Raw genomic sequence first — 22727 nt, 5'->3', positions numbered from 1 at the left:
CATAGGGGGTAGGTCCAGACGTCTGCCCGACGAGCGGTCGTGCGGTCTCCGGCGAGCCGCAGCGATCGCACCTTCGGGCGACAAAATGACAGCGACCATCCGCTTAGCTCGACTTCTGTGCGCTCTGAGGCGAATAGAAAAGGCCGATCAGGAGCAACAAAAAGGCTGGCAAGAGCATGCCGGCAACGCCAACCGTGACTTGCGCAAACGCGCCGGCGGCGCACCCCAGCACAAAGCCAAGGACCAGGATGGTCGAGGTCAATGATTGCCCCCACTCTTCCGGCTTCTCGGTGTAGCCGATGAGGCGACGAGCAGCGGCGGCGGCGAGCCCGGCGATGTTGCCTGTCATCAGCGAGAACGGCGGGCCGAGCCTGGTGTCGAGACGCTCGATCGCCGTCAACATCCCCATCGCGACGACGGCGAGAAGTGCACAGGCGGATACCGGCCCGGCATCGAAGATTGCAAGAAGAGCGGACATCGCGAACGCAGCTGCGGCGACCATGAGCGTCCAGAACGTCGCGCGTTCGAGAGGCTTGATCGAGGTGACCATGATCGCCGCCAAACCCGCGCCCACCATGAAGAGAGGGAATGACATGATCTGAAGACCACGCAAACCACCTCTTTCGTGACCGACCAGCCCCAGCCCGAGGAGCACGACATTGCCGGTGACCAGTCCAACGAAAAGGCCGCCCAAATGAATGAAGAAGAGCGCGTCCGCGAATCCGGAGACGAATGCCAGTACCAGTGAATTGCTTTTCCCGCGAAGTATATTCAGCATTGTCTGCGGTGACCCCTATTGGTTGAGACTGATTCCGGCCCTTCTTGCAAAGCGGGCGCAGCAAGCGATCCACGCTTGTCCTCCGACGACGGCCGGGTGAGGCGATTTAACGACGCTATTCAGGTGCTGCGTGCTTTCTCCTTAATACCGGTCCGGTGCTCCAACGTGTGCTCGAAAGGGAAATCGAACCCTGTGGTCAGCGCCTCCACCTCCCTGGTGCGTCTCGACGACAAACCAGGGAGACGACCGGTGATGATTATTTTGCGGGGTTCGGACCGATGCGCTTGCCGTGATGGACGCGCTCCTCGCCCTTGTGGACCATGGTCACGGCGTAATCGATGCCCATGCCATAGGCGCCGGAATGCTCCTTCACCAGCGTGGTGACGGCGTGATAGGTTTCCTTCCGCGCCCAGTCGCGCTGCCACTCAAGGAGGACCTGCTGCCAGGTCACCGGAATGACGCCGGCTTGAACCATGCGGTCCATTGCGTATTTGTGTGCGTCGGCCGAAGTGCCGCCGGAAGCATCGGCAACCATGTAGATCTCGTAGTCCGGAACATCGCGGAGAGCCGAGAGTGCGAAGGTCGTGTTGCAGACTTCGGTCCACAGACCTGACACGACAATCNATAGGTTTCCTTCCGCGCCCAGTCGCGCTGCCACTCAAGGAGGACCTGCTGCCAGGTCACCGGAATGACGCCGGCTTGAACCATGCGGTCCATTGCGTATTTGTGTGCATCGGCCGAAGTGCCGCCGGACGCGTCGGCAACCATGTAGATCTCGTAGTCCGGAACATCGCGGAGAGCCGAGAGTGCGAAGGTCGTGTTGCAGACTTCGGTCCACAGACCTGACACGACAATCTTCTTGCGGCCGTTGGCAGCATTCTTCGCCAGCGCATCGCGGACGTTCTGATCGTCCCAGGAGTTCATCGAAGTGCGCTCGAGNCCTGACACGACAATCTTCTTGCGGCCGTTGGCAGCATTCTTCGCCAGCGCATCGCGGACGTTCTGATCGTCCCAGGAGTTCATCGAAGTGCGCTCGAGAATGTCGTTTTCCGGGAAGACGGCGAGCAGTTCAGGATAGGTGTGGCCGGAGAAGGATTCGGTCTCAACGGTGGTGATCGTCGTCGGAATATCGAAGACCTTGGCGGCCTTGGCGAGGCCCACGACATTGTTCTTCAGCACCTGGCGGTCGATCGACTGCACGCCGAAAGCCATCTGCGGCTGCTGGTCGATGAAGATGAGCTGGCTGTTTTGCGGGGTCAGGACTTCGAGTTTGCTGGACATGGGTTATCTCCTCTTTGAGTTGGTGGGAAGCAGGGCGTCTGCCGCCGCCTTCGCCGGTTTCTGCGGTAAACTTGTTTGGTGAGAATAGGTGTAGTCCCGTTGATTGCGTCGAGTAATTGCAATAAAAATTGCGAATGAATTGCGGTTTTGGAAATAATCAAGATTAACGACTACAAGGCCCTGCGCATCTTCCTGCTTGCCGCCGAAAAACGAAATTTTGCCCAGGTAGCGCGGGAGCTCAACTTGGCGCCCGCCGCGATCACACGGGCCATTTCCATTCTGGAAGACGATCTCGGCATCCAGCTTTTCGTGCGCACGACGCGGCAGGTGTCGCTGACGACGGACGGGGCGATCTTCGCCGCACAGGTCCAGCCCGCCATGCCGGCGCTCGAAACGGCGCGCAAGGACGTGATCGACGCCCACAAGGCGGATCAGGGGCGGCTTCGCATCAGCGTGCCGACCTGGTTTGGCAACAGTATGTGCCTGCCTTCGTGGCGACGCTGCAGTAAGCCACGCAAACTCATGGGCAGCCAACCCTCCTTCTCTGGCGGTCATCATCTTAACGTGGGGCGAGTGCCACCACCCTCATCGGATCTGCTGCCATTCGAAGCTGCGAACGCGGTCGAGGATATCCCCTTGTAATAGGCGCCACGCTTCGGCGTCGGATGGTTCACAACGACCTTCGCCCAAGAGGGGCGGGCCTTGCCCGTTGCTGGGGCACGGTCATCGCCAAGAGCGACAGATGAACAGACCAAGATTGAGACTGCCGCTATTGCGGCAGGTCCGGCCATGTTTTTCATTCTTTGATCCTTTGCGGGAGTTTAACTAACGATGCCGTGCGTTCCTCTATCGCTGAACGGCCCTGCAGGCGCAGCCGAGCGCGGCGAAGAAGCCCTTGAGATCGGCGATCGGCAGGCGTGATGTCCAGGCGCCGGCGCCTTTCCGGACCGCCCCAGGCGGCATAGCCACCGAAGGTCCTGACCGGTGACCAGTCGGGCATGACGGCGGCGTGACTGCCAGGATCATCGGCTTCTCCCCGAGTAATTGCCGGTTGCGGAAGTGGTTCCCCGATATTGCTTCTATCCCGCTGCAGGTTCTTGTCCGGAATGTCTGCTTTTTGAAGATTCTCCCGTTTACCCGCAACGAAGGGAAGCTCGGCGGACGGCAGGGATACACCGTTCACATAACGGCGATTGCACTCAACGCTGATGGCGCTGCCGGCATTCCGGCGTGGTGCCGACCACACGCGAGCCCGCGTGAAGTGGCTTTGGTCGGCAAAGCCACACGCCATTGCAATCTCGGCGATTGGCAGCGGCGAGGAGACGAGCAGGTCGCGAGCCTAATCGACGCGTTCCTGCATGAAAAATTGCGTGATAATGTTGAAGGCCTCATCGCGCGCGTTGGCCGGGCTCGGTGCCAAGTCTTCGCGATCGGATCTCAGCCGTATGATGGAGATTGGGGATGCGCCGAGGATCGATCGGCGAATGGCGTCCGGCTCCTGGGTGCTTTCCGGGGCGGCCTCCCTATCGTACGACTCCCAACTAACAGGCGAACGAAAGACTGGCCAAGTTCTTCGTTCAAGCAATTGGACTAATGGAGGCACCCCCGCCGCCAGACCGAAGGCGTAACGCCCGTTTCGCCGACAAATGCCTTTGCGAAATGTTCAAGGCTGCCGAATCCGCACGCGCAGGCAATGTCCTCCAGCGAGAGGGTATGATTGGCGAGGTACGCCTTGGCCCTGTCGATCCGTGCGGCGATTGGCAATAGCGGGGTGCCGAGATCTTCCCGCAGGAACACCCTTGCCGCCTTTCCACCGCTCGCCTCAATCGGCTCGCCATACCGGTGCAGGAGGTGGGCGCAGATAGCGACTGCTACAGGCCCCAGGGGCGCCGGTGAAGGCGCTTTTCCGCTACCGGCGAAAAATGCCAGCAGCGCCGTGCCGAGATTGCAGAGCACCGAATCCGGTTCGCCACGACGGCACACCAGGCGGCGTGGCCCGGTGTCCGGCGATAGCTCCGCCGTCTCGCCGAACAGGGCCTTGGGTAGCACGAAGGCCAGCGAGCGCAGTCGACTGTTGAGGCGAATGGCCGCCCCGTCCCCGAGATCGACGATGCAGATCGTGCCACGCCCAAAGCGGCGAACCGGAGCGCAGGAGCCGTCCGACCGGATGTCTGCGTGTTCGGCGTCCTCTAGATAGAGCATGAGAAAGTAGGACTCGCAGGCCGGAAGCCGAACGTCGTTTGCGTCACCTGCCCAAAGCTCCCGGCAAATGCTGGTCACGGAAAAGCTCGCGGCGCGGATTGGTACGGTGGTCAGGCACGGGGCTTCAGGCGTCCCGAAGCAGACGCCCACGCATGCCATGTCTTTACTATATAAGCTCAAACGACAATCTCTTCGCGACTTCTATGGAACGAACCTACCGAAACAAGGCCGGATCTATTCCTAGACTTTATTCCAGCCTGTGTTCGCGTGCAACGTGAACGCGAATCGGATTCGCATTCTGCGGGTTTCACACGAGCGCGCCCAAATGTGCCTTTCAAGCTCGGCGACAGTCGGCGCAACCTTGCTGCCGTAGCGGATCGCATCCGTACTCCTTTTCCTCGTGCTCGGCCGTGGGTCGAGAGACGGGCGTACCTCAATCAGCCATGAAGTGAGACTGCTCTCTGGTGGCACAACGTGGCGGATCGCGCTACGTGGTGGACTTGTCCATGCTGTCGCCACGGACTTGGATCGGGCCCTGAGTTGAGGTGGCCAGCACCGCTTGGAGTGCCGGGTCGTTCTGGCGCAGGCGTTCGTCGATCCATCGGATGGCCCAGTCGTAGGCCCCGGCAAACAATTCGGAATGCCTGCTCCAATCCATGAAGCTCACCGCGCTCGAACCCGGCGGACAAACCAAGACATCCTCTGGGCCAATGGCAATGTCCTGCGGCCGGTGTGCCAGCATGCTCGCAGCAATCACCTGAATCATGCTGGGCACCTTTGGCAAGCTGGCGCGACCGAAAGGGTTTAGCCAGGCGAGCGCCAACTCGGAAGCTCCGGGGATGCGATCATAGTCGATGTGGTATTTCTGTGGACCACCTGACTCCAAGCTCGCGACGACATTGGGCCCGGTCTTGAGTTCCTTCATCTGTTCGAGCGGCAGATTGTTCATAATCGCGCCATCCACGAGCATATCGCCGTCAGCCGTAAAGAATGGCGGCAGGACACCGGGGATCGAGCCTGACGCGCGAACCGCCTGCCAGAGCTTTCCGCGGCGATGAACATGAGGCTGACGAGTGCTGAGATTGGTCGAAAGCGCAAAGAACGGAAGCCACAGATCCTCAATCAGAACGTCGCCGTACTCGGCCTGAAGGGCCTGATCGAACACCTTGTGATCCAGGAGCGCGAAATGCGGGAGGGTGGGACGGCGAAACGCTCTGCCCTTGATGAATATGTTGTGCGTGCCTTGGTCTATCTCATCGGCATTCAGCCCTCTGGCGAAACCGGCCATCATTGCCGCTCCGGAACTTGTCCCACCGAGATAGTCGAAGCAAGCGCCCGCCTCGACGAAGGCCTTGCAAACACCAAGATGCGTACAGCCGAGGGACCCGCCCCCCGCCGCTACGAAGCCCCTTGCCTTGCCGGAAAAGAATCGAACCAGGCGTTGGATGTCAGACCCGTCCCCCAGTGCAACATGGTGATGATGGCCAACATGAGGACGCTCGTTTAGCCATTTCGCCGTACCAGAAACCGTTGCCGAGCGTTTGTCGTGAATGAGGATGAGCCGCGCGGTCGAGGGTGAATGAACCGATAGCGCCAATTCCTCGGACCGGTTCAGGCGGGGCGAGCAGGACGCGTCGGCGAGCAGCAGGACGCTATCCGCCTGGCGAATGCAGACCCGTGTCCATTCACTGGGCTCTTCATCGGCGACATAGACGATGATCTCGGTCTTGGCCTCGAGTTCGTTCAACCAGTTGAGAACCGACTGATCGTCGATCGGACGACCGGCGAACCGCGCTTCAATGTCAGGCCGGGCAAGGAACTCAGCGCGCATTCCCGCCGCGAACGCCGCTCGCAGGTGACGGATGAAAACTGGTGAAATGCGACTTCCGCCAGCTGGAATGATCGCAAGCGTTCGGATCTTGGCAGGTTCCTTTGGGCGCGACGAATTCGGAGACTGCATGGCGAACCGGCGCGCGAGAAACGTGGTGACCGCCTGCCGCAGGCTTGGCAAAGCTTTGGCCGCCTTCTCGAACTGGCTGCCGCGGATTTCAAGGACGATCGAATCGCGGGCAGCCAGCACGGTCGCCATGCGGGGCAGCCCTGCAAAAAAACCGACCTCACCGACGAGCTCGCCCTGGCCGATCTCAGCGACCGCGCCAGCATAGTCTTCCTTGTGCACCGTAAAGCGGCCCGATAGCACGATAAAGAACCGATCCGATGGCTCACCTTCGCGAACCAGAGCCTCACCGCGTCGCAATATCCGCCTGTCGGATTCGGCAGCCAAAGCCTCGAGTGCCGCCAAAGACGCCCGATCGAACATCAATGTCGCCGACAATAATCTCGCCGCAAGGGACTCGACGGAAGACATTTGCACCACTCCTCGAGACGCGATCGCTCCCACCAACAATAATGCGTTTCGCTCAAATGCGCTTCAAGGCGCAGTGGCTCAAAAAAAAGCGATGCCACCCCTGTGGCAGCCAAGTTTGTAATCCGCCCTACCGCAAAGCAGACGGGTCGATCGTGGATGTCAGCCTCGTGATTGATGGACGAATGACGTCGTCGGCCGAGGGGAGACTGCTGGCAATGTGATGAAGATGCCGGTCGTGGAGTTGCACACAATCGGCGCAAGAAGCCGCCGCTACAGGCGTGCTTGCCGTCGCGAAGGGCACGATGACCAAGGCCATCAGAACGCTTACCATGCGCCGGGGCTGTCCTTGTCCGAGAGCACTTAATTCAAGGCATCACGGATGGCATGTATCGCACTTAGTGCCGTCCGCGTCCGATCCGTGCTGAGGAACTGTGGCCAACTTGAGAGGATCACAGCGGCGAAGTCGCCTTCCGGGTCGATATAGATCAACTGACCGAACACGCCGCGTGCCATATAGGCGCGTCTTTTCTGGTCCTCGATCCAAAACTGGTTATGATAACTGCCGCGCGGTAAGGTCTGGCAATAGTTGTCTCCAAGCGGGTACGATTTTCCGTGGCGAGTTTCTTCGATCCATCTTGAGGGAACAACCTGCTGACCACCAATGTTGCCTTGCCCGAGGTGCAACAATGCAAAGCGTCCGTAGTCACGCAGCGTGGCATTGAAACCGCCGTCACCAAGCGCATAGCCTGCGGGATCCACAGTGAAATAGGCATCTTCCTCAGCCCCCATACGCGACCACAATTCGCGGCTTACGAGCTCAGATAGCATCAGACCGCTTACCCGCTGAAGAACGAAGGCGAGTGCGTCTGTTTCGATAGAGCGATAGCGGAACGAAGCCCCGTGCGGGCATTCGGCCTCCTTTAGCGTGAGGATCAATTCCCAAACGTTCTTCGGCCAGTCTGGCTGATGTCCGTCTTTCCAACCGCTTGCGACATCCAACTGCGCCATGTGGGAATCGTGGGCAGTGTAGGTTTCGTCGAATACCACGCCACTGGTCATATCCAGCACATGCTGAACGGTAGCACCCCGGTACGCTGTGGTTTCGAGTTCGGGGAGATACTGGGTGAGTGGAGCGGCCGGATCGATTTCACCGCGTTCGATAAGAATGCCCGCCACGGTGCCGACAATGGATTTGGCCACCGATTGCGAGAGGTGCGGCGTCCTGGCGGTCATGCCGCTGAGATATCTCTCCGCGACCACTTTCCCGCGGTGCAGAACGAGAAACGCGTCGGTATACTGCGCTTGCATGAAGTTAGCGACCGTCCGGCGGGTCCCGTCCAGCTCGAACTCAACGCGATCAATATCCTGATGCGCACTGAGCATTTCCGTTGGTCCACCCTGACCTCGCCAGACCTGTGCTGTGGGCACGATCGAACGCACGTTCTGGAAGGTCCAGCGATTCCACGGCGCGCGATCCCACTCCGCCCGCGGGACAAGGGGTGCGCCGGGTTTGCTGGGATCACGGAAGGTTAGCGTAGAGCTCGATGTCATCAGTACTTCTTTCGCATTTCCTTGATAGTACTAGTCTTTTCGCCTTAGGTACGATCCGCCGACGAACTCGCCGAACAACTGACCCATCTCGCTCATTGTCGCAAAATTGCGCTTCGCCTTGGGGCCGAGCTTCACCGCCACAGAGTCGATCATGAGGTTGAGGATCACTCCAAGGCTCGCCGTCGAGTCCCAGAAGGTTTTCACGTGTGTGTGCCCCTCAAAGACAAGCGGCGTGTAGGTGAAGCCCCAATGACTGTAGCGGTCGGTCACAATGATAAGTGGAATTCCGAATGCTTTGAGCTTGTCAGCCAGCTTGATCCCTCGGGCGGCGTAGGCCGCAGTATCAACCAGTACAACCACGCTCTGTTTGGGATCGCTTGAGAGGACTTCGCCAAAGGTGCCTGTAGCGTTGTCGGCGAAGAGAACGTTTGGGCGCGCCCATAGCAGGCGGCTCGAGAAATCCATCGCCAAACCTTTGGACGCCTGGAATCCGACGACATAGACGTGGCGGGTCTTGGCAAGAAGCGTTGCTGCCTCATCCCATTGTTCAGTCGCAGTCAGCCCATACGCCTTCACGATCGCGTCCAGCTCGAGTTTCAAGCTCTCTTGGAGTTCCTGCTGTCGGCTGTTGCGGACCTGGAAACGCGCCATGTAGTCATCGACTTCTCCGTCTCTCTCTACAACAGAGCTGCGCATCCGGTTCTTCAGATCGCGAAGATTTTCAAAGCCAAGAGATCGTACGAAACGCGTCACCGTCATCTCGCTCACGCCTACTGCGCGCGCGATGGTGCTGCCCGTCTCAAAGGGCAACAATTGAACATTATCGAGCATGTAGACAGCGAGGCTCTGCTCCGAGGGAGAGAATTCGTTCATGCGCGCGCGGAGGATCGCTTCAATGTCGATCTTCTCCGCACCAGCCTCGTTCGAGCTTTCGTCATTGGCAAATGTCACTGTCATCACTCCCGCATGCTACCTGCAAAGACAGGGGGAAATCCTTGTCCCCATATGCCGTTGTTACGATCCAGACCTTCTTCGAGCTGGCGTCCGACTGCAAGCAGCAAGTCCTCGCGCCCGAACCGGGCCACCAACTGGCTGCCAATCGGGATTCCGCTTGAGGATGTTCCCGTTGGAAGCGAGATTGCTGGCTGACCAGTGCCATTGAAAAGAGCTGTAAACGTTTCCTTCGGTTCGAGGTCGGCGAAGACATCGTCCGCATCGATTTCCGGCCGCGCGGGGTCAAATGTCCCCACGATCTCCGGCAGAATGGCGCTGGTCGGCGTCAAGAGGAGATCGTATTGATTGAAGAAGCGGCCGATTTGGCGCGTCACATCGTCATAAGTGGCAAGCGCACCGATCAGCTCCGCGCCGCTAAGCGTCGTTCCGTAGCGATGCAAGGCCAGGACAGTGGTGCCAACAGTTTCAGGGCCGAGCTTCCTTTGCATGTGTTCTGCAATTTTCGACAATCCCGAAGCGCTATCGGCTGCCCAGATGATTTTCTGGGCATGGAGAAACGCGGCGTAGTCGAATTCTGGCCGCGCTTCCACGACGTGATGACCAAGGGCAGCTAACAGTCCCGCCGTCATTCTTACAGCGTTCACGACTTCGGGATCACATTGGAACCCCGACCAGGAGTCTGTGCAGAGTGCGATGCGCAAGCCCTTCGGCGGACGCTGAATTGTCTCGCTATAGCTGCTGGTCGGCCTGCAAATCTCGTATCCATCCCCAGCGTCAGGGCCATTGCATAGATCCAGCAGGAGGGCCGTGTCGCGAATTGATCTCGTCAACATGAATGCCGTGGCGAGTCCCAGAAGCGGAGCGTTGGCGCGTGGAGATCCGGTAATGCGCCCGCGTGAGGGTTTGAGCCCGATCAGTCCACAGAAGGAGGCGGGATTGCGGATCGATCCGCCACCGTCGCTGCCCTGCGCGAATGGCACAATGCCTGCTGCAACTGCCGCGGCCGCACCGCCGCTTGACCCCGCGACGCCGCGCTTGGGATCCCATGGATTAGAGGTGTTGCCGTAGAGCAGCGTTTCTGTCGTTGCGGCCACGCCGAACTCCGAGCTGGTCGTACGGCCGACATTGACCAGGCCCGCGTTTCTAAGTCGTTCCCAATAAACGGCGTCCTGCGTCGTCCGGTTTCCCTCAGCAAGCCGACTGCCGAACTCGGCAGGGCGCCCCGCCTCGACCGGAAAGTCCTTTGTCAGTGTCGGGATCCCGTAGAACGGGCCCGGGCCCGGCTTCTCCGGAAGGCAATCCAAGGCGTCGGAGTACAGTTCTATGACGGCATTGATCTTTGAGTTCACTGCCGTCACCGAGCTCGTAATGCACCGCCCCAAATCTCTCGGGCTTACGTCACCCTTTGCCAAGAGTTGCGCAAGGCCGACGCCATCGTAGGTGACGTACTCATCGAGGCGCATGGCACATTCCTTGTCTTGCATGGGGCTTTAGGTGGGTGACTGAACCGACAAGCTCGCGGGTGTAGCTATCTTGTGGCTTGTTCAGGACCTGTTGTGTCGGGCCGCTCTCAACGATCCTGCCTCCCTTAAAGACATAGACCCGTTGGCAAATGCTGTTGACGACGCCGAGATCGTGGGAAATGTAGAGCAATGCGAGTTGCCGCTCGCGCTGAAGTCTGCCCAGGAGTTCCAGGATTTGTGCCTGTGTTGTCACGTCCAAAGCGGACGTGATTTCGTCTGCGATCAACAATTCTGGCTCTAGCGAGAGTGCCCTGGCCAAGCCGACACGCTGGCATTGGCCGCCAGATAGCTGTCGGGGGCGACGCTCTCGCAACGCCCTCGGCAGCTCGACCATCTCCAGAAGGTCGTCTGCGCGAATTAGAGCCGAGCGTCGGTCTGACAGGCCGTGCCTCCATATCGGCTCGGCGACGGCGTCCCGGACACTCATTCGGGGGTTGAGTGAATCGTACGGATTCTGGAAAACCATTTGCACGCGCCGTTGGAAACGCCTGAGCTCCGCGCCGCTCAACTCATGCACATCGCTGCCATCGAAACTGATCGCGCCATTGCTCGGCTTGTTCTGCCGTACAATCGCCCGCGCGAGCGTGCTCTTGCCCGATCCGCTTTCGCCGACGATGCCCACCGTTTCTCCGGCGCTGACCTGAAGATCGACTTCGTTCAGGGCAAGGAATGGGATTCGTTTGGATGCCGAACCGGTTAGGAGATTGCCTCGCGGCACGAACGACACGGAAAGCTTGTCAACGCTGATCAGGGGGGTGGACCGCGATGCAGGCGCTTGATCACCGGTGTTGCTCCAGCCGTTTGGCTGCGACGCGATCAGGAGCTGTGTGTAGCTGCTTTTGGGGCGGTTAATGATTTCCTCAGTCGTGCCCTGCTCAACAATTTCGCCGTTGCGCATGACGATCACGCGCGAGCAGGTGCTGGCGATTGCGGCTAGATCATGAGAAATCAGGATGATCGACAAGCCGCGATTTCGGTTCAGATCGCGCAGAAGCTTAAGGATGCGCGCCTGGACAGTAACGTCTAGTGCTGTGGTCGGCTCGTCGGCGATCAGTAGCTTCGGTCCACAACCGATTGCAGCGGCGATCATGGCCCGCTGTTTCATTCCGCCGGAGAATTCGTGCGGATAAGAACGCGATCGCGCGTGCGCATCGTGGATGCCAACATCCTCAAGCAGCTGGATTGTCCGCCGCTCTCCTTCGCGCTTCGATATTCCCAGATGCCGCACCATCGGTGCTGCGACTTGCTTGCCGATGCGACGGAGCGGGTCGAGATGTGAAGCGGGGTTCTGGAAGATCATACCGAGTTCGCGGCCGCGGATCGAGCACCAGTCAGGCTCGCCAAGTTCGAGGAGGCTTCGCCCCTCCAACCGGACAGCGCCCATCGTCGTTGCTGTCCTGGGAAGAATGCCCATGAGCGCGCGGCACGTGAGGGACTTCCCAGACCCGCTTTCCCCGACGATGCCGAGGATTTCGCCAGCATTGACACTAAACGACACGCCTTTCACAGTCTCGAGGGATCCGAAGGAGATCGACAGGTTTTCAACCTCCATCAATGGTGAGAGCTTGCTTGCCATGCTCATGCGGCCACCTCCCGACGCTGCCATTGGCCGAGACCGTCTCCGAGAAAGGCGAAGCCCAGTCCGAGTGAAATTGCCGCGAGACCTGGGAAGAGGCAGATCCACCATGCTTGCTGGATGAACGCCTGTCCGTCGGCAATGATGACGCCCCATTCTGCGAGCGGCGGCTGAGCGCCCATGCCGAGATAGCCAAAGCTCGCCCCGGCCAGCATGACAAGCACGGCGTCGCTCACGGCATAGGCAATGACTGGTCCGATCGCGTTCGGCAGAACGTGTTGGAAAAGGACCGCTCGTCTCGGGTAGCCGAGGCATTCGGCGGCGCGGACGAATTCGCTTTCGCGAACCGTCAGGACTTCGGCTCTGACAAGACGCGCGTAGCTGACCCAGCCGACGATCGTCAGTGCGATGATAAAATTGACGAGGCCCGGTCCGATCACGCCGACGATTGCCAGAACCAAGACAAAAAATGGAAAGGCGACCGTAAGGTCATAGACCCGCATGAAGACGCTATCGACCATGCCTCCGAAGTAACCGCTGAAGAGCCCGACGATGGTGCCGATTACAAGCGGAGGCAGGACGCCGATGACACAAAGAAACAGGTCCACGCGCGCTGCGTAAATGACGCGGGAGAAAACGTCGCGACCTACCTGATCGGTTCCAAACCAATGATCTGCGCTGGGCGCTGTCAGCATACTGGCGATGTCGATCGTGTCCGGGTCGTATGGCGCGATCAGGGGAGCGGCCAGGGCGATGAACAGCCAGCCGCCAAGAATGGCGATCGCCAGCACCATCATCGGTGAGAGCCGCGTTGTGAATGCAATGACCCCTGATAAAGCAGGCAATTTCAACATTGTGGTACCTCAGAGCCGGATTCGGGGATCGATCAAAGCCGAAACAAGATCGACGGCTAGCGTTATGAATACGGTGGAGAAGGCAAAAACGAGCGTGAGCCCTTGCACCACATAGTAGTCACGGCCGAGGAGTGCGCCGACCATCAGCGAGCCGAGGCCAGGTATGGCGTAGACCGTTTCAACGATGATGGCCCCGCCGATCATGAAGGCGACCATAACGCCCAGAAGGTTGAGCGTCGGAAGAACGGCGTTGGGCAGGATGGTTTTCCAGAAGATCTCCCGCTCGCTTGCACCTTGAGCACGCGCCGCGGTTACGAAGTCGGCCGTGGTCTTTTCGATCAGCGCAGCGCGGAGACTCTGGGTCAGCACCGGAACAAGCCAGATCGCCGTCGACATCGCGGGCAGAAACAAATGGTGCAGATGCTCGGCAAAGGTCTCGCCGTAGCCTGAAACAGGAAACCATCCCAAGGAAACACCGAAGAAGCGCGACATCATGATACCCAGCCAGAAAACCGGAATGGTGAGGCCGATGATGCCGATGATCCGAATGGTCTGGTCGGCGGCACCGCCTGGTTCGCGTGCGCTGGTGATCGCCAACGCAATTGTTGGCGGAACGGCCAGTGTCACGACGTAACCCGTAAGGAACAAGGTTGGCCACATGAACTGCAAAATGAGTTCGCTTACCGGTCGCTGGAATCGCAGTGATTGACCGATGTCACCTCCAAGTAGATTGATGGTGTAGGTCAGGTACTGCCGCCAGAGCGGCTGATCCAAACCATAGTGCGAACGAATGGCCGCGATCGTTTCGGGGCTCGCACGGTCGCCTGCAAGGAGACGGGCGGGATCGCCGGGCGCGAGGTGCAGCAGCAGGAAGGTGACGATGCTGATCCCGACCATCACGGCAAGCAACTGCAGCATGCGCCGCGATATGAGTGACAGAAAGTTCAATCTGGTTCCTCCGGTGAGAGGGAAGGGCAGCACACCAAAGCGCCGCCGCCCCGCCTGATCTCATCTACTTGGCGACCGTCGTATCTTCGAGGGTCCACTGGAGGGAGGGGGTAAGCTTGATGCCTTCGAGGTTCTTCGAGTAGGCGACCGCGTTCGGCGCATAGAACAGAGGAATCTGAGACACCTCTTCGGTCGTGATCCTCTGGATCTCCTTATAGATCTCCGCTCGCTTCCGGAGATCTGTCTCCATGGTGCCCTGCGCAACCAGTTCGTCGACCTTCGGGTTGGCGTAGAAGGTGTTGTAGGAGTTGGAGCCGCAAGTGCCGCAGACTGCCCAACGAACAGCCAGATCGGGATCGGGCGTCTCGTTGTACCACCAGTTTGCCGCCGCATCGTAGTCGCCCTTGGCGGTTGCATCCCACCAGGCACCGGAGTCAACGTTTACAATGACTGGCTTCAGTCCGATGGCCTGCCACTGTGCCTGCAGCAGCAACGCCATCTGCTGTTCGGTCGCGCCCGATGTGGCGAGGATCTTCACCTCGTGTCCGGACATTCCAGACTCAATCAGTAACTGCTTTGCCTTCGCAGAATCAAAGGGGATGCCAGGGTTGTCCTTGTCGTGGAAATCGATACTGCCGGGCAGGGTCGTGTTGGCGGGTTCTGCGTAACCCCGCGTGATCGCTTTTGCCATTGCTTTGTTGTCAATCGCATAGGCTGCGGCCTGCCTTGCCTTCATGTTTGAAAACGGCTCGCGCTTGTGGTTCATCAACGTCATATAGATCGTGGTCGAAGGTTCGAGCCGCATATCGATGCTGTCCGTTGCCTTCAGGTCATCAATCTGCGCCCACGGTACTGCGCGCACCACTTCAGCCTCGCCGGCCTTCAACATCGCCGCTCGCGTCTCAGGAGAGGCAACTTCTTTCAGTTCGACGATCGCGTCCGATTTTGGATAGCCGCTGCGCCAATAGTGCTCATTGGGTTGCAGCACGAGCTTATCATTCGGCTTCCATTCCTTGACGGCGTACGGGCCCGATGTCACTGGCGCGCTGCTGAAAGCCTTCTCCGCGCCCTGAGCCTCGACGTCAGCCTTGGAAACAATCCCCATGTTCCAAATTTCGAGATTGCCCAGGAATGGTGCGAACGCAGACTTCAGTCTAATCACCACCGTCTTGGGGTCAGATGCCGTGATGGTCACCACTGCACCGAGCGGGGCGGGATAGGCTGACTGCTTGTCATCGTGGATGCGCGACAGACTGAACACGACGTCATCGGCCGTGATGGTTGTGCCATTCGAGAACTTTGCGTCCCGCAAGCGAAATGTATAAGTGCGGCCATCCTCCGAAATATCCCAGCTTTCAGCCAGTCCTGCTTCAAGTTCGCCGTTTGCGGTGTTGCGCTGTACAAGGCGCGCATAGAGCTGGCCGTATGTCTCGATGTTGCCCGCGGCGGCAGAGCGCAACGGGTCGAGCGTCGTGGTCTTGTACGGGGATACGATCCTGATGAGTTCGGAAGCCGACGCCGGATGAACGGCCAAGACCGAAGCGCCTAGATATAAAGTTGCCGCAACGAGCGGTAGTCTTGTTGCTGTTCCCATTTCCGCGCCTCCCAGCGTCGATCGTTTTTGGTGGTAGTCGGGCTTGTTCGGGTGAGAGTATGTTAGCAATCCAACATTGGTCAATATGAACGATAAAAAAATATCAAATCTTGCGATGAACAGGCGTTCAGTAGACTGAACGAGAACGCGTGTTGGGACCGTTCACCGCCCAAAGCCGCTGAGCAAAGGCTGTTACGGCGCGCGCGCACGGGTCGCGGGGAATGATCGGCTGTTAGCCCAGGCGCCTGTCTTGTTGACGGCAATGAAACCTGCGCGAAATCCCGCGTGAATGATTGTCGAATGCGGCCACATGTCGTTTTGGCTTGCGCTGATGACTTTAGTGAAGCTAAAGTTTTTCCTCAAATCAGGACAAAGCGGAAAGACGATATGAGCTTCGACGAACGGGTGACGCGGCAGAGGGGCGTCGGGCAGTTCCCCATTTCTCCACAATTTCCGCCCGCCGTTTCACTTGGCCGCGCGCTTCGGCAAAGGCGCAAGGAGATCGGCAAGACGATGCGACAGGTCGCGTTTGAGGTTGGGCTCAGCGAGGGCTTCATCAGCCAGATCGAGCGCGGTCTTTCGACGCCGTCGCTGATCTCGCTCTACAACCTTGCCTCTGCCCTCGGCGCCAGCGTGGAGGCCTTTCTGCAGCAGGTGCCACATCCCACCTATTCCATGGTCTCGCATGCCAGCGAACGGCACGGTTACAGCATCGAGGCGGAGGAGCGGGTATATCAACTGTTGCAGCGCGGCTTTCCCGATGCTCGGCTCAACAGCTGCATCACGCACATGCCACCCGGCTATGTCTCCGAGTTGACGCGTCACGAAGGTGAGGATTTCCTGTATCTGATCGAGGGCGAGATGCTCTACGAGATCGGTGACAGGCAATACCGACTGACGGCGGGGGACACGCTGCACTTTCCCGCCTCGCTGCCGCATCGCGCCTGCAATGTCGGTCCCGGCGAGGCGAGGGAACTTTGGGTCGGAACGACGCGGATCATACCGGAGCGGTGACTGGCCGTTACTGCATGTTTCCTCAAATCCTATTCGATTTAAGGATAAAAACATGCAGCAGTTCAAAGTGTTGCAGCGACCTTTGCGCGTCTAATAAGACGCGCGGCGCTGTAGGTGTCGGATTTGAGCTTGTTTCAGACGAAATTCTCACGAAGGCGATTGACAAGCGACCATCATAAACTTTAGCCTGACTAAAGTATCGGAACGGGAGGTGGAGGTCGCCCGATCCGGTGAACGCTGCCTTGCCGGTTCCATGCCTCGTGACAGGGCCAGCCCGCAAGGTGGGACGATCAAGGCCCGTGCAGCTGCGCGGGAATGCAATTCCAGAACAATAACACGGGAGCAGACGGCACCAGGTGAAATCCTGGCCGGCTGAAGGAGGAAACATGCGCGTACAAAGACTGGTAAGCGGAGCGATGATGGCGCTGGCGCTGGCGACGACCCATGCGCTGGCCGAAACGCCGAAGAACACGCTCGTCGTGGCCGACACCATCGACGACATCATCACGCTCGATCCTGGTGAAGTATCGGAACTCGGCGGCGTTCTCGCCGCGAACCAGATTTATCAGCCGCTGGTGAGCGTCGCGCCCGACGATTCCAGCAAGATCATCGGCGTGCTCGCCGAAACGTGGACGGCCTCGCCAGACGGCAAGACCTATACGTTCAAGATGCGCCCGGGGCTGAAGTTCGCCTCCGGCAATCCGGTGACGGCGAAGGATGCGGAATATTCGCTGCGCCGCGTGGTCCAGATGAAGTCGCGCTCAGCCTTCATCCTTACCCAGTTCGGTTTCACGCCGGAAAACGCCAACGAACGCATCAAGGCGACCGACGACATGACGCTGGTCATCGAGATCGGCGACACCTATGCACCCTCGTTCCTCTACTACTGCCTGTCTTCCTATGTGGGCGGCATCGTCGATTCCAAGCTTGTGCAGGAGCACGAGGTCAGCGGCGACTTCGGCAATGCATGGCTGAAGGCCGAAAATTCCGCCGGCTCTGGCCCCTATGTGCTGACGCGCTGGGAGCCGAAGCAATCGATCCTACTGACCCGCAACCCGAACTATGCCGGCGAAACCGGTGGGCTGGAGCGCATCTTCCTCCAGCACATTCCGGAAAGCGCGGCCCAGCGCCTGCTGCTCGAAAAGGGCGACATCGACATCGCCAACAAGCTCGGCCCCGATGATTTCGGCGCGCTGGAGGACAATGCGGATGTCGGCTTCGTCGACGGCCGTTCGGGCACGATCTACTACATGGGCCTGAATGTGCGGAACGAGTATCTGGCCAAGCCCAAGGTCGTCGAGGCACTGAAGTATCTCGTGGACTATCAGGGTATCGTCGACACGATCTCACGCGGCACGATGGAGGTGCACCAGACGCTGGTGCCGAAGGGCTTCCTCGGTGCGATCGACTACAACCCCTACAAGCCGGACATCGAGAAGGCCAAGAAGCTGCTCGGCGAGGCCGGCGTTTCCGGCGAGTTCACGCTGGATTCCGTCGTCTGGAACACGCCGCCCTACACGGACTTCGCACAGGCCATCCAGGCGACCATGGCGCAGGCCGGCGTCAAGCTCAATCTGGAGGTGGTCGATGGCCAGCAATGGCTGGAGCGCTACCGCTCGGCAAGCCTCGACATCTGGTTCGGCCTGTGGGGACCTGACTATCCCGACCCGCATTCCAACGCCAAGGCTTTCGCCGTCAACAAGAAGGACGCGCCGGATGGCTCCACCGGTCTCGCCGACCGTTTCGGCTGGGATGCCGGAAAACTGTCGCAAGATGCGATGGCGGCTGTTCGCGAGCAGGATACGGAGAAGCGGCAGGCCATGTATCAGGTCATGCAGAAGGCCCATACCGACACTTCGCCCTTCCTCTACATGTTCCAGCAAGTCCGCAAGGTCGGGGTGCGCAGCTCGGTTAAGGGCCTCGTCCTGGGGCAGACCTTTTCCGACGACCGCTACTGGAACGTGAGCAAGTAAACGTCCGAACAGGACTCGGCCGCGAATGGGATTCGGTCCCGGTTCGCGGCCGAGCGTCGATCGCAAACAATCAAACCGGAGTGGGTCGTGCCGGCAGTTCTCTTCAACCGGGTTCTCGGCTTCACCGGCCGGATACTCTTCCTGTTCGTGACAGTGGGCATCACCCTGCTCGGCCTCGTGGCGCTCACCTTCTGCATCGGCCGCATGGTGCCGATCGATCCGGTCCTCTCGGTGGTCGGCCAGAAGGCGAGCGAGGAAGTCTACCAGCGCGTCTTCCTCGAAATGGGGCTGGACAAGCCCCTCTGGCAGCAATTCCTTGTCTATGCCGGCAAGCTCGCGCAAGGCGATTTCGGTACGTCGTTCGTCACCAATCGGCCCGTGCTGTCCGACCTTGCCGGCTTCTTCCCGGCAACGCTGGAGCTGGCGACGCTCGGTCTGCTGATCGGCACGCTGGTCGGCGTACCCGTGGGGGTCGCCGCCGCCTACTGGCATGACCGATGGCCGGACTATCTCATACGCTTCGTCGGCCTTATCGGCTATTCCGTGCCGATCTTCTGGCTCGGGCTGGTCGGCCTCTTCGTCTTTTATTCCAGGCTCGACTGGGTGTCGGGACCAGGGCAGATCGACATCTTCTTCCAGGGGATCGTCAAGCCGGTTACGGGCTCGTTGCTGATCGACTCGCTGATTGCCGGCGAATGGGAGGTCTTCGCCAATGCGTGGAGCCATATCGTGCTGCCGGCCGTGCTGCTCGGCTACTACAGCCTCGCCTATATCTCGCGCATGACGCGTTCCATGATGCTCGACCAGTTATCGCGGGAATATGTGCTGACGGCCCGTCTCAAGGGGGCGACGGAGTATCGGACCGTCATGCTCCATGCGCTGCGCAATGCCGCGATCCCGCTCGTGACGGTCATCGCGCTCTCCTATGGCGGCCTTCTCGAGGGTTCGGTGCTCGTCGAGACGGTCTTCGCCTGGCCGGGCATCGGCAACTACATCGCCTCGTCGCTCTTCCGGGCTGATGTCAACGCCGTTCTCGGCGGCACGGTGCTTGTCGGCACCGTCTTCATCCTGCTCAACATGATCTCGGACGTGCTGTACCAGATGCTCGATCCGCGCTCCAACCTTCGTCGCCGGTAGGAGGCCACCATGACCGCAACGAACCTCGCCCTTGCCGACAGCCGGCGCCAACTGCGGCGGGCCCGCGTCGGCGAATTCTGGCAGTTCGCCCGTCGCTTTGCGGGCAATCCGCTCGGCATGCTCGGCCTCGCCATCCTCGGTGTGCTGGTGCTGAGCGCCGTCTTCGCTCCGCTCCTCGCCTCGCACGATCCCTACCTGCCCGATCTCGTGCGGCGTCTCTCGCCGCCAAGCGGCGAGAACTGGCTCGGCACGGACGAGCTGGGGCGCGACATCTTCTCCCGCGTCCTTTTTGGTGCGCGCCTGACCCTTCTGATCGTCGGGCTGGTCGTCGCCACATCGGTCCCCATCGGCCTCATCATCGGCGCGGTGGCGGGAACGTCCGGCGGCTGGGTCGATGCGGTCTTCATGCGCATAACCGATGTGTTCCTGGCGGTTCCCAAGCTACTGTTGGCGCTCGCCTTCGTCGCCGCGCTCGGCCCCGGCATCGTCAATGCGGCGCTCGCGATCACGCTCACCGCCTGGCCGCCCTATGCGCGGCTGGCGCGGGCGGAAGCGCTCGTCGTGCGCGACAGTGATTATGTCAATGCCGTGCGGCTTGCAGGAGGGTCCGAATTCCGCATCGTCTTCTGCCACGTCATTCCCATGTGCCTTTCGTCGGTCATCGTACGCATGACGCTGGACATGGCCGGCATCATCCTGACGGCGGCGGGGCTCGGCTTCATCGGTCTTGGCGCGCAGCCGCCGCTACCGGAATGGGGCGCGATGATCTCGACCGGTCGCAAGTTCATCTTCGACCAGTGGTGGGTGGCGACAATGCCCGGCTTTGCGATCTTCGTCGTCAGCCTCGGGTTCAATCTTCTGGGGGACGCCATGCGCGACCTGCTTGATCCACACCTCAGGAGGCGCGCATGAGCGAGACACTTGTGAACGTAGAAAACCTGCGCGTCGGTTTTGTCGGCGAGGGTGGGGGGATCATCGAAGCGGTCAAGGGCGTGTCATTCAGTGTCGGCCGGGAGAAGCTCGGCATCGTCGGCGAAAGTGGTTCCGGCAAGAGCCTGTCCAGCCGGGCGTTGATGGGCGTGCTGCCCGGCCATGCGCGGGTGTCGGCCGAAGCCATGTCCTTTGCCGGCATCGATCTCCTGGCGGCCACGCCGCGGCTGCGCCGTCACTTGCGCGGCAGTCGCATGGGAATGATCCTGCAGGACCCGAAATTCTCGCTCAATCCGGTCATGCGCGTCGGCAAGCAGATCGCGGAAGCCATCCGGCTCGGCGATCGTTCGCTGCCCCGCGCGGCGATACGCAGGAAGGTGCTGGAGGTGCTGGAAGCCGTGCACATCCGTGCGCCGGAGCGGGTGTTCGATCTCTACCCGCACGAGCTTTCCGGCGGCATGGGCCAACGCGTGATGATCGCGATGATGGTGGTGCGCGAACCGGAGCTGCTGATCGCCGACGAGCCCACGTCCGCCCTCGATGTGACGGTGCAGGCCCAGGTGCTGGAGATCATGGAGGAGCTTGTCCAACGCCGCGGGATGGGGTTGATCTTCATCAGTCACGACCTCAACCTCGTCTCGCGCTTCTGCGACCGGGTGCTGGTCATGTATGCCGGTCAGGTCGTCGAAACACTGGATGCGCGACGGATGCACGAAGCGAAGCATCCTTATACGCGGGGGCTTATCGCCTGCCTGCCGGCCATCGACGGGCCGCTGACGCCGCTGCCAACCCTGGAGCGGGACGCAAGCTGGAACGAGGTGCGTGCATGATCCGGATCGACAATCTCAGCGTCCATTTCGGCAGCGCGGTGGCCGTCCAAGACCTCAGCCTGTCGGTGGCAGCCGGCGAGAGCTTCGGCCTCGTCGGCGAAAGCGGATCGGGCAAGTCGACCGTGCTGCGCACCCTCATGGGCCTTACGCCCCGCTGGACCGGCGATATCCGCATCGGGGGCATCGACCCGCGCAAGGGGCGACGGCGAGATCTGGTGCACGTGGCGCAGATGGTGTTCCAGGATCCCTACGCCTCACTCCATCCCCGCTACACAATCGGCCGGGCGATCGCCGAGCCGATGTGGATCAACCGCATGTCGGACGTCGACGCCCGCACAGTCGAGCTCCTGGAAATGATCGGCCTGACGGCTGCGCACCGTTTCCGCTTCCCGCACGAGCTTTCCGGCGGACAGCGGCAGCGCGTGGCGATCGCCCGCGCACTGTCGCTCTCCCCCCGCTTGCTCCTGCTCGACGAGCCGACCTCGGCGCTCGACGTTTCGGTCCAGGCCGAAATCCTCAACCTCCTGAACCGGCTCCGCCGGGAGCTGAACCTGACTTTCGTGATCGTCAGCCACGACCTTGCGGTCATCTCCTACATGTGCGACCGGCTGATGGTGATGCAGAACGCCCGCCCGGTCGAAACGCTGACCCGCGCGCAATTGCGCTCCGGCGATATGCAGCACGACTATACCCGAACCCTGTTCCGGGCGAGCCACCACAGGGCGCAAGGTGCGCTAGCCAACGAATGAGGAGGCGAGCTCCTTGGGCCACGGCTCCTTCCGCGCCTCCCTCAAATCAATCCCAATTCCACAAGTACGGTCGTTGGAAAATTGGCTCTCAATTTCACGAGGTCACCGGCGGCTACGACCATCTCTCCCTCGCTCCAGATATCGTATTCCATCTCTATGCGAATGCCGTCTCGTTCCAGTACCGCCCATGAATGGTCAAGACCGCCACCCATATCGAGAGACCATCCTTGGTCTCTCAGTGCAAAAATTGCCGCGTACCAGGCGTCTTTGGAAATCTCAAAACAGTGAATTCGATCCGCACCTTCGTCACCCGTGGCCATCATTGACGTCAACTCCGAATGCCCGGTCGATCCTGAAGCGTTATGCGCGGGCAGACTCTCGCCGTGCAAGGGAGCCTTTGCAAGAAGTGATAGAGGAATTTGTCTTGACCCTGACGCGAGCGTCAATCGGCTAGACCCTGGATTC

At 60.1% G+C, this 22727-nt stretch carries 20 protein-coding genes and 2 pseudogenes; 7 read left to right on the top strand and 15 right to left on the bottom strand.

All coding sequences use genetic code 11. The annotated features are described in order from the left end of the window. Positions 1–103 precede the first annotated feature (103 nt). From ASD52_RS26535 to ASD52_RS40360, 4 genes and pseudogenes are all read right to left on the bottom strand, one after another. Entirely contained in the window at positions 104–778 is a 675-nt protein-coding gene (locus ASD52_RS26535) for a DUF1275 family protein (RefSeq protein ID WP_025430309.1), read from the bottom strand. A gap of 256 nt (positions 779–1034) precedes the next feature. Beyond that, positions 1035–1401: pseudogene (locus tag ASD52_RS26530) on the bottom strand (isochorismatase family protein); the annotation flags it as partial. A gap of 1 nt (position 1402) precedes the next feature. Beyond that, on the bottom strand, positions 1403–1702 hold a 300-nt coding region (locus ASD52_RS40365), incomplete at its 3' end, for an isochorismatase family protein (RefSeq protein WP_244497530.1). 16 nt (positions 1703–1718) lie between these two features. Beyond that, positions 1719–2059: isochorismatase family protein (locus tag ASD52_RS40360; RefSeq protein ID WP_244497521.1), on the bottom strand; the 341-nt coding region annotated here is incomplete at its 3' end. Between the two features lie 162 nt (positions 2060–2221). Between ASD52_RS40360 and ASD52_RS26520 the strand changes: the two are divergent. Further along, positions 2222–2530, top strand: a pseudogene (locus ASD52_RS26520) (LysR family transcriptional regulator); the annotation flags it as partial. A gap of 325 nt (positions 2531–2855) precedes the next feature. Here the strand turns inward: ASD52_RS26520 and ASD52_RS40805 are convergent. From ASD52_RS40805 to ASD52_RS26475, 10 genes are all read right to left on the bottom strand, one after another. Further along, entirely contained in the window at positions 2856–3350 is a 495-nt protein-coding gene (locus tag ASD52_RS40805) for a hypothetical protein (RefSeq protein ID WP_162174755.1), read from the bottom strand. Between the two features lie 299 nt (positions 3351–3649). Beyond that, positions 3650–4261 (bottom strand): helix-turn-helix domain-containing protein, encoded by a 612-nt coding sequence (locus ASD52_RS26515; RefSeq protein ID WP_234907771.1) that lies wholly within the window; start codon positions 4259–4261, stop codon positions 3650–3652. Between the two features lie 487 nt (positions 4262–4748). Then, the gene (locus ASD52_RS26510; RefSeq protein ID WP_025430305.1) at positions 4749–6581 is read right to left on the bottom strand and encodes a patatin-like phospholipase family protein; all 1833 of its coding nucleotides are present in this window, start codon (positions 6579–6581) and stop codon (positions 4749–4751) included. 408 nt (positions 6582–6989) lie between these two features. Continuing rightward, a complete protein-coding gene (locus ASD52_RS26505) occupies positions 6990–8180 on the bottom strand; it encodes a serine hydrolase (RefSeq protein ID WP_025430304.1) in 1191 nt (396 codons plus the stop codon). Positions 8181–8210: 30 nt separating this feature from the next. Further along, positions 8211–9131 carry a MurR/RpiR family transcriptional regulator gene (locus ASD52_RS26500; protein ID WP_239637612.1) on the bottom strand — a complete coding sequence of 307 codons (921 nt, stop codon included), beginning with the start codon at positions 9129–9131 and terminating at the stop codon, positions 8211–8213. Between the two features lie 5 nt (positions 9132–9136). Then, complete coding sequence (locus tag ASD52_RS26495; protein WP_025430302.1) at positions 9137–10597, bottom strand: amidase; 1461 nt, start codon at positions 10595–10597, stop codon at positions 9137–9139. Beyond that, positions 10584–12239 carry an ABC transporter ATP-binding protein gene (locus ASD52_RS26490; RefSeq protein ID WP_128090343.1) on the bottom strand — a complete coding sequence of 552 codons (1656 nt, stop codon included), beginning with the start codon at positions 12237–12239 and terminating at the stop codon, positions 10584–10586. The genes ASD52_RS26495 and ASD52_RS26490 overlap by 14 nt, the downstream gene beginning before the upstream one ends. Next, a complete protein-coding gene (locus tag ASD52_RS26485; RefSeq protein WP_057225943.1) occupies positions 12236–13087 on the bottom strand; it encodes an ABC transporter permease in 852 nt (283 codons plus the stop codon). Before ASD52_RS26485 ends, ASD52_RS26490 begins: the two co-directional genes overlap by 4 nt. Positions 13088–13096: 9 nt before the next feature. Further along, a complete protein-coding gene (locus ASD52_RS26480) occupies positions 13097–14068 on the bottom strand; it encodes an ABC transporter permease (RefSeq protein WP_277996390.1) in 972 nt (323 codons plus the stop codon). A 31-nt stretch (positions 14069–14099) separates the two neighbouring features. Then, on the bottom strand, positions 14100–15629 hold the full coding sequence (locus ASD52_RS26475; RefSeq protein WP_025430298.1) for an ABC transporter substrate-binding protein: 1530 nt from the start codon (positions 15627–15629) through the stop codon (positions 14100–14102). A gap of 387 nt (positions 15630–16016) precedes the next feature. On the opposite strand from ASD52_RS26475, the gene ASD52_RS26470 reads away from it, so the two are divergent. The 6 genes from ASD52_RS26470 to ASD52_RS26445 all read left to right on the top strand — a co-directional run bounded on the left by ASD52_RS26470 (position 16017) and on the right by ASD52_RS26445 (position 22262). Beyond that, the gene (locus ASD52_RS26470) at positions 16017–16643 is read left to right on the top strand and encodes a cupin domain-containing protein (protein ID WP_057225941.1); all 627 of its coding nucleotides are present in this window, start codon (positions 16017–16019) and stop codon (positions 16641–16643) included. Positions 16644–17029: 386 nt separating this feature from the next. Then, positions 17030–18616 carry an ABC transporter substrate-binding protein gene (locus ASD52_RS26465; RefSeq protein ID WP_025430296.1) on the top strand — a complete coding sequence of 529 codons (1587 nt, stop codon included), beginning with the start codon at positions 17030–17032 and terminating at the stop codon, positions 18614–18616. An 87-nt stretch (positions 18617–18703) separates the two neighbouring features. Then, on the top strand, positions 18704–19753 hold the full coding sequence (locus tag ASD52_RS26460; RefSeq protein ID WP_025430295.1) for an ABC transporter permease: 1050 nt from the start codon (positions 18704–18706) through the stop codon (positions 19751–19753). A 9-nt stretch (positions 19754–19762) separates the two neighbouring features. Next, positions 19763–20665 carry an ABC transporter permease gene (locus tag ASD52_RS26455; protein ID WP_025430294.1) on the top strand — a complete coding sequence of 301 codons (903 nt, stop codon included), beginning with the start codon at positions 19763–19765 and terminating at the stop codon, positions 20663–20665. Continuing rightward, positions 20662–21513 carry an ABC transporter ATP-binding protein gene (locus tag ASD52_RS26450; protein ID WP_057216941.1) on the top strand — a complete coding sequence of 284 codons (852 nt, stop codon included), beginning with the start codon at positions 20662–20664 and terminating at the stop codon, positions 21511–21513. Before ASD52_RS26455 ends, ASD52_RS26450 begins: the two co-directional genes overlap by 4 nt. Next, complete coding sequence (locus tag ASD52_RS26445; RefSeq protein ID WP_057207163.1) at positions 21510–22262, top strand: ABC transporter ATP-binding protein; 753 nt, start codon at positions 21510–21512, stop codon at positions 22260–22262. The genes ASD52_RS26450 and ASD52_RS26445 overlap by 4 nt, the downstream gene beginning before the upstream one ends. A gap of 41 nt (positions 22263–22303) precedes the next feature. Here ASD52_RS26445 and ASD52_RS26440 read toward each other — a convergent pair whose 3' ends face one another. Further along, positions 22304–22585, bottom strand: a complete 282-nt coding sequence (locus ASD52_RS26440) for a hypothetical protein (protein WP_057225938.1) — start codon at positions 22583–22585, stop codon at positions 22304–22306. Positions 22586–22727: the final 142 nt, after the last annotated feature.

Origin of the sequence: Ensifer sp. Root142 (assembly GCF_001426785.1) — a bacterium.
Classification (GTDB): Bacteria; Pseudomonadota; Alphaproteobacteria; order Rhizobiales; family Rhizobiaceae; genus Ensifer; species Ensifer canadensis.
This window is presented reverse-complemented; position numbering and strand designations above follow the sequence as displayed.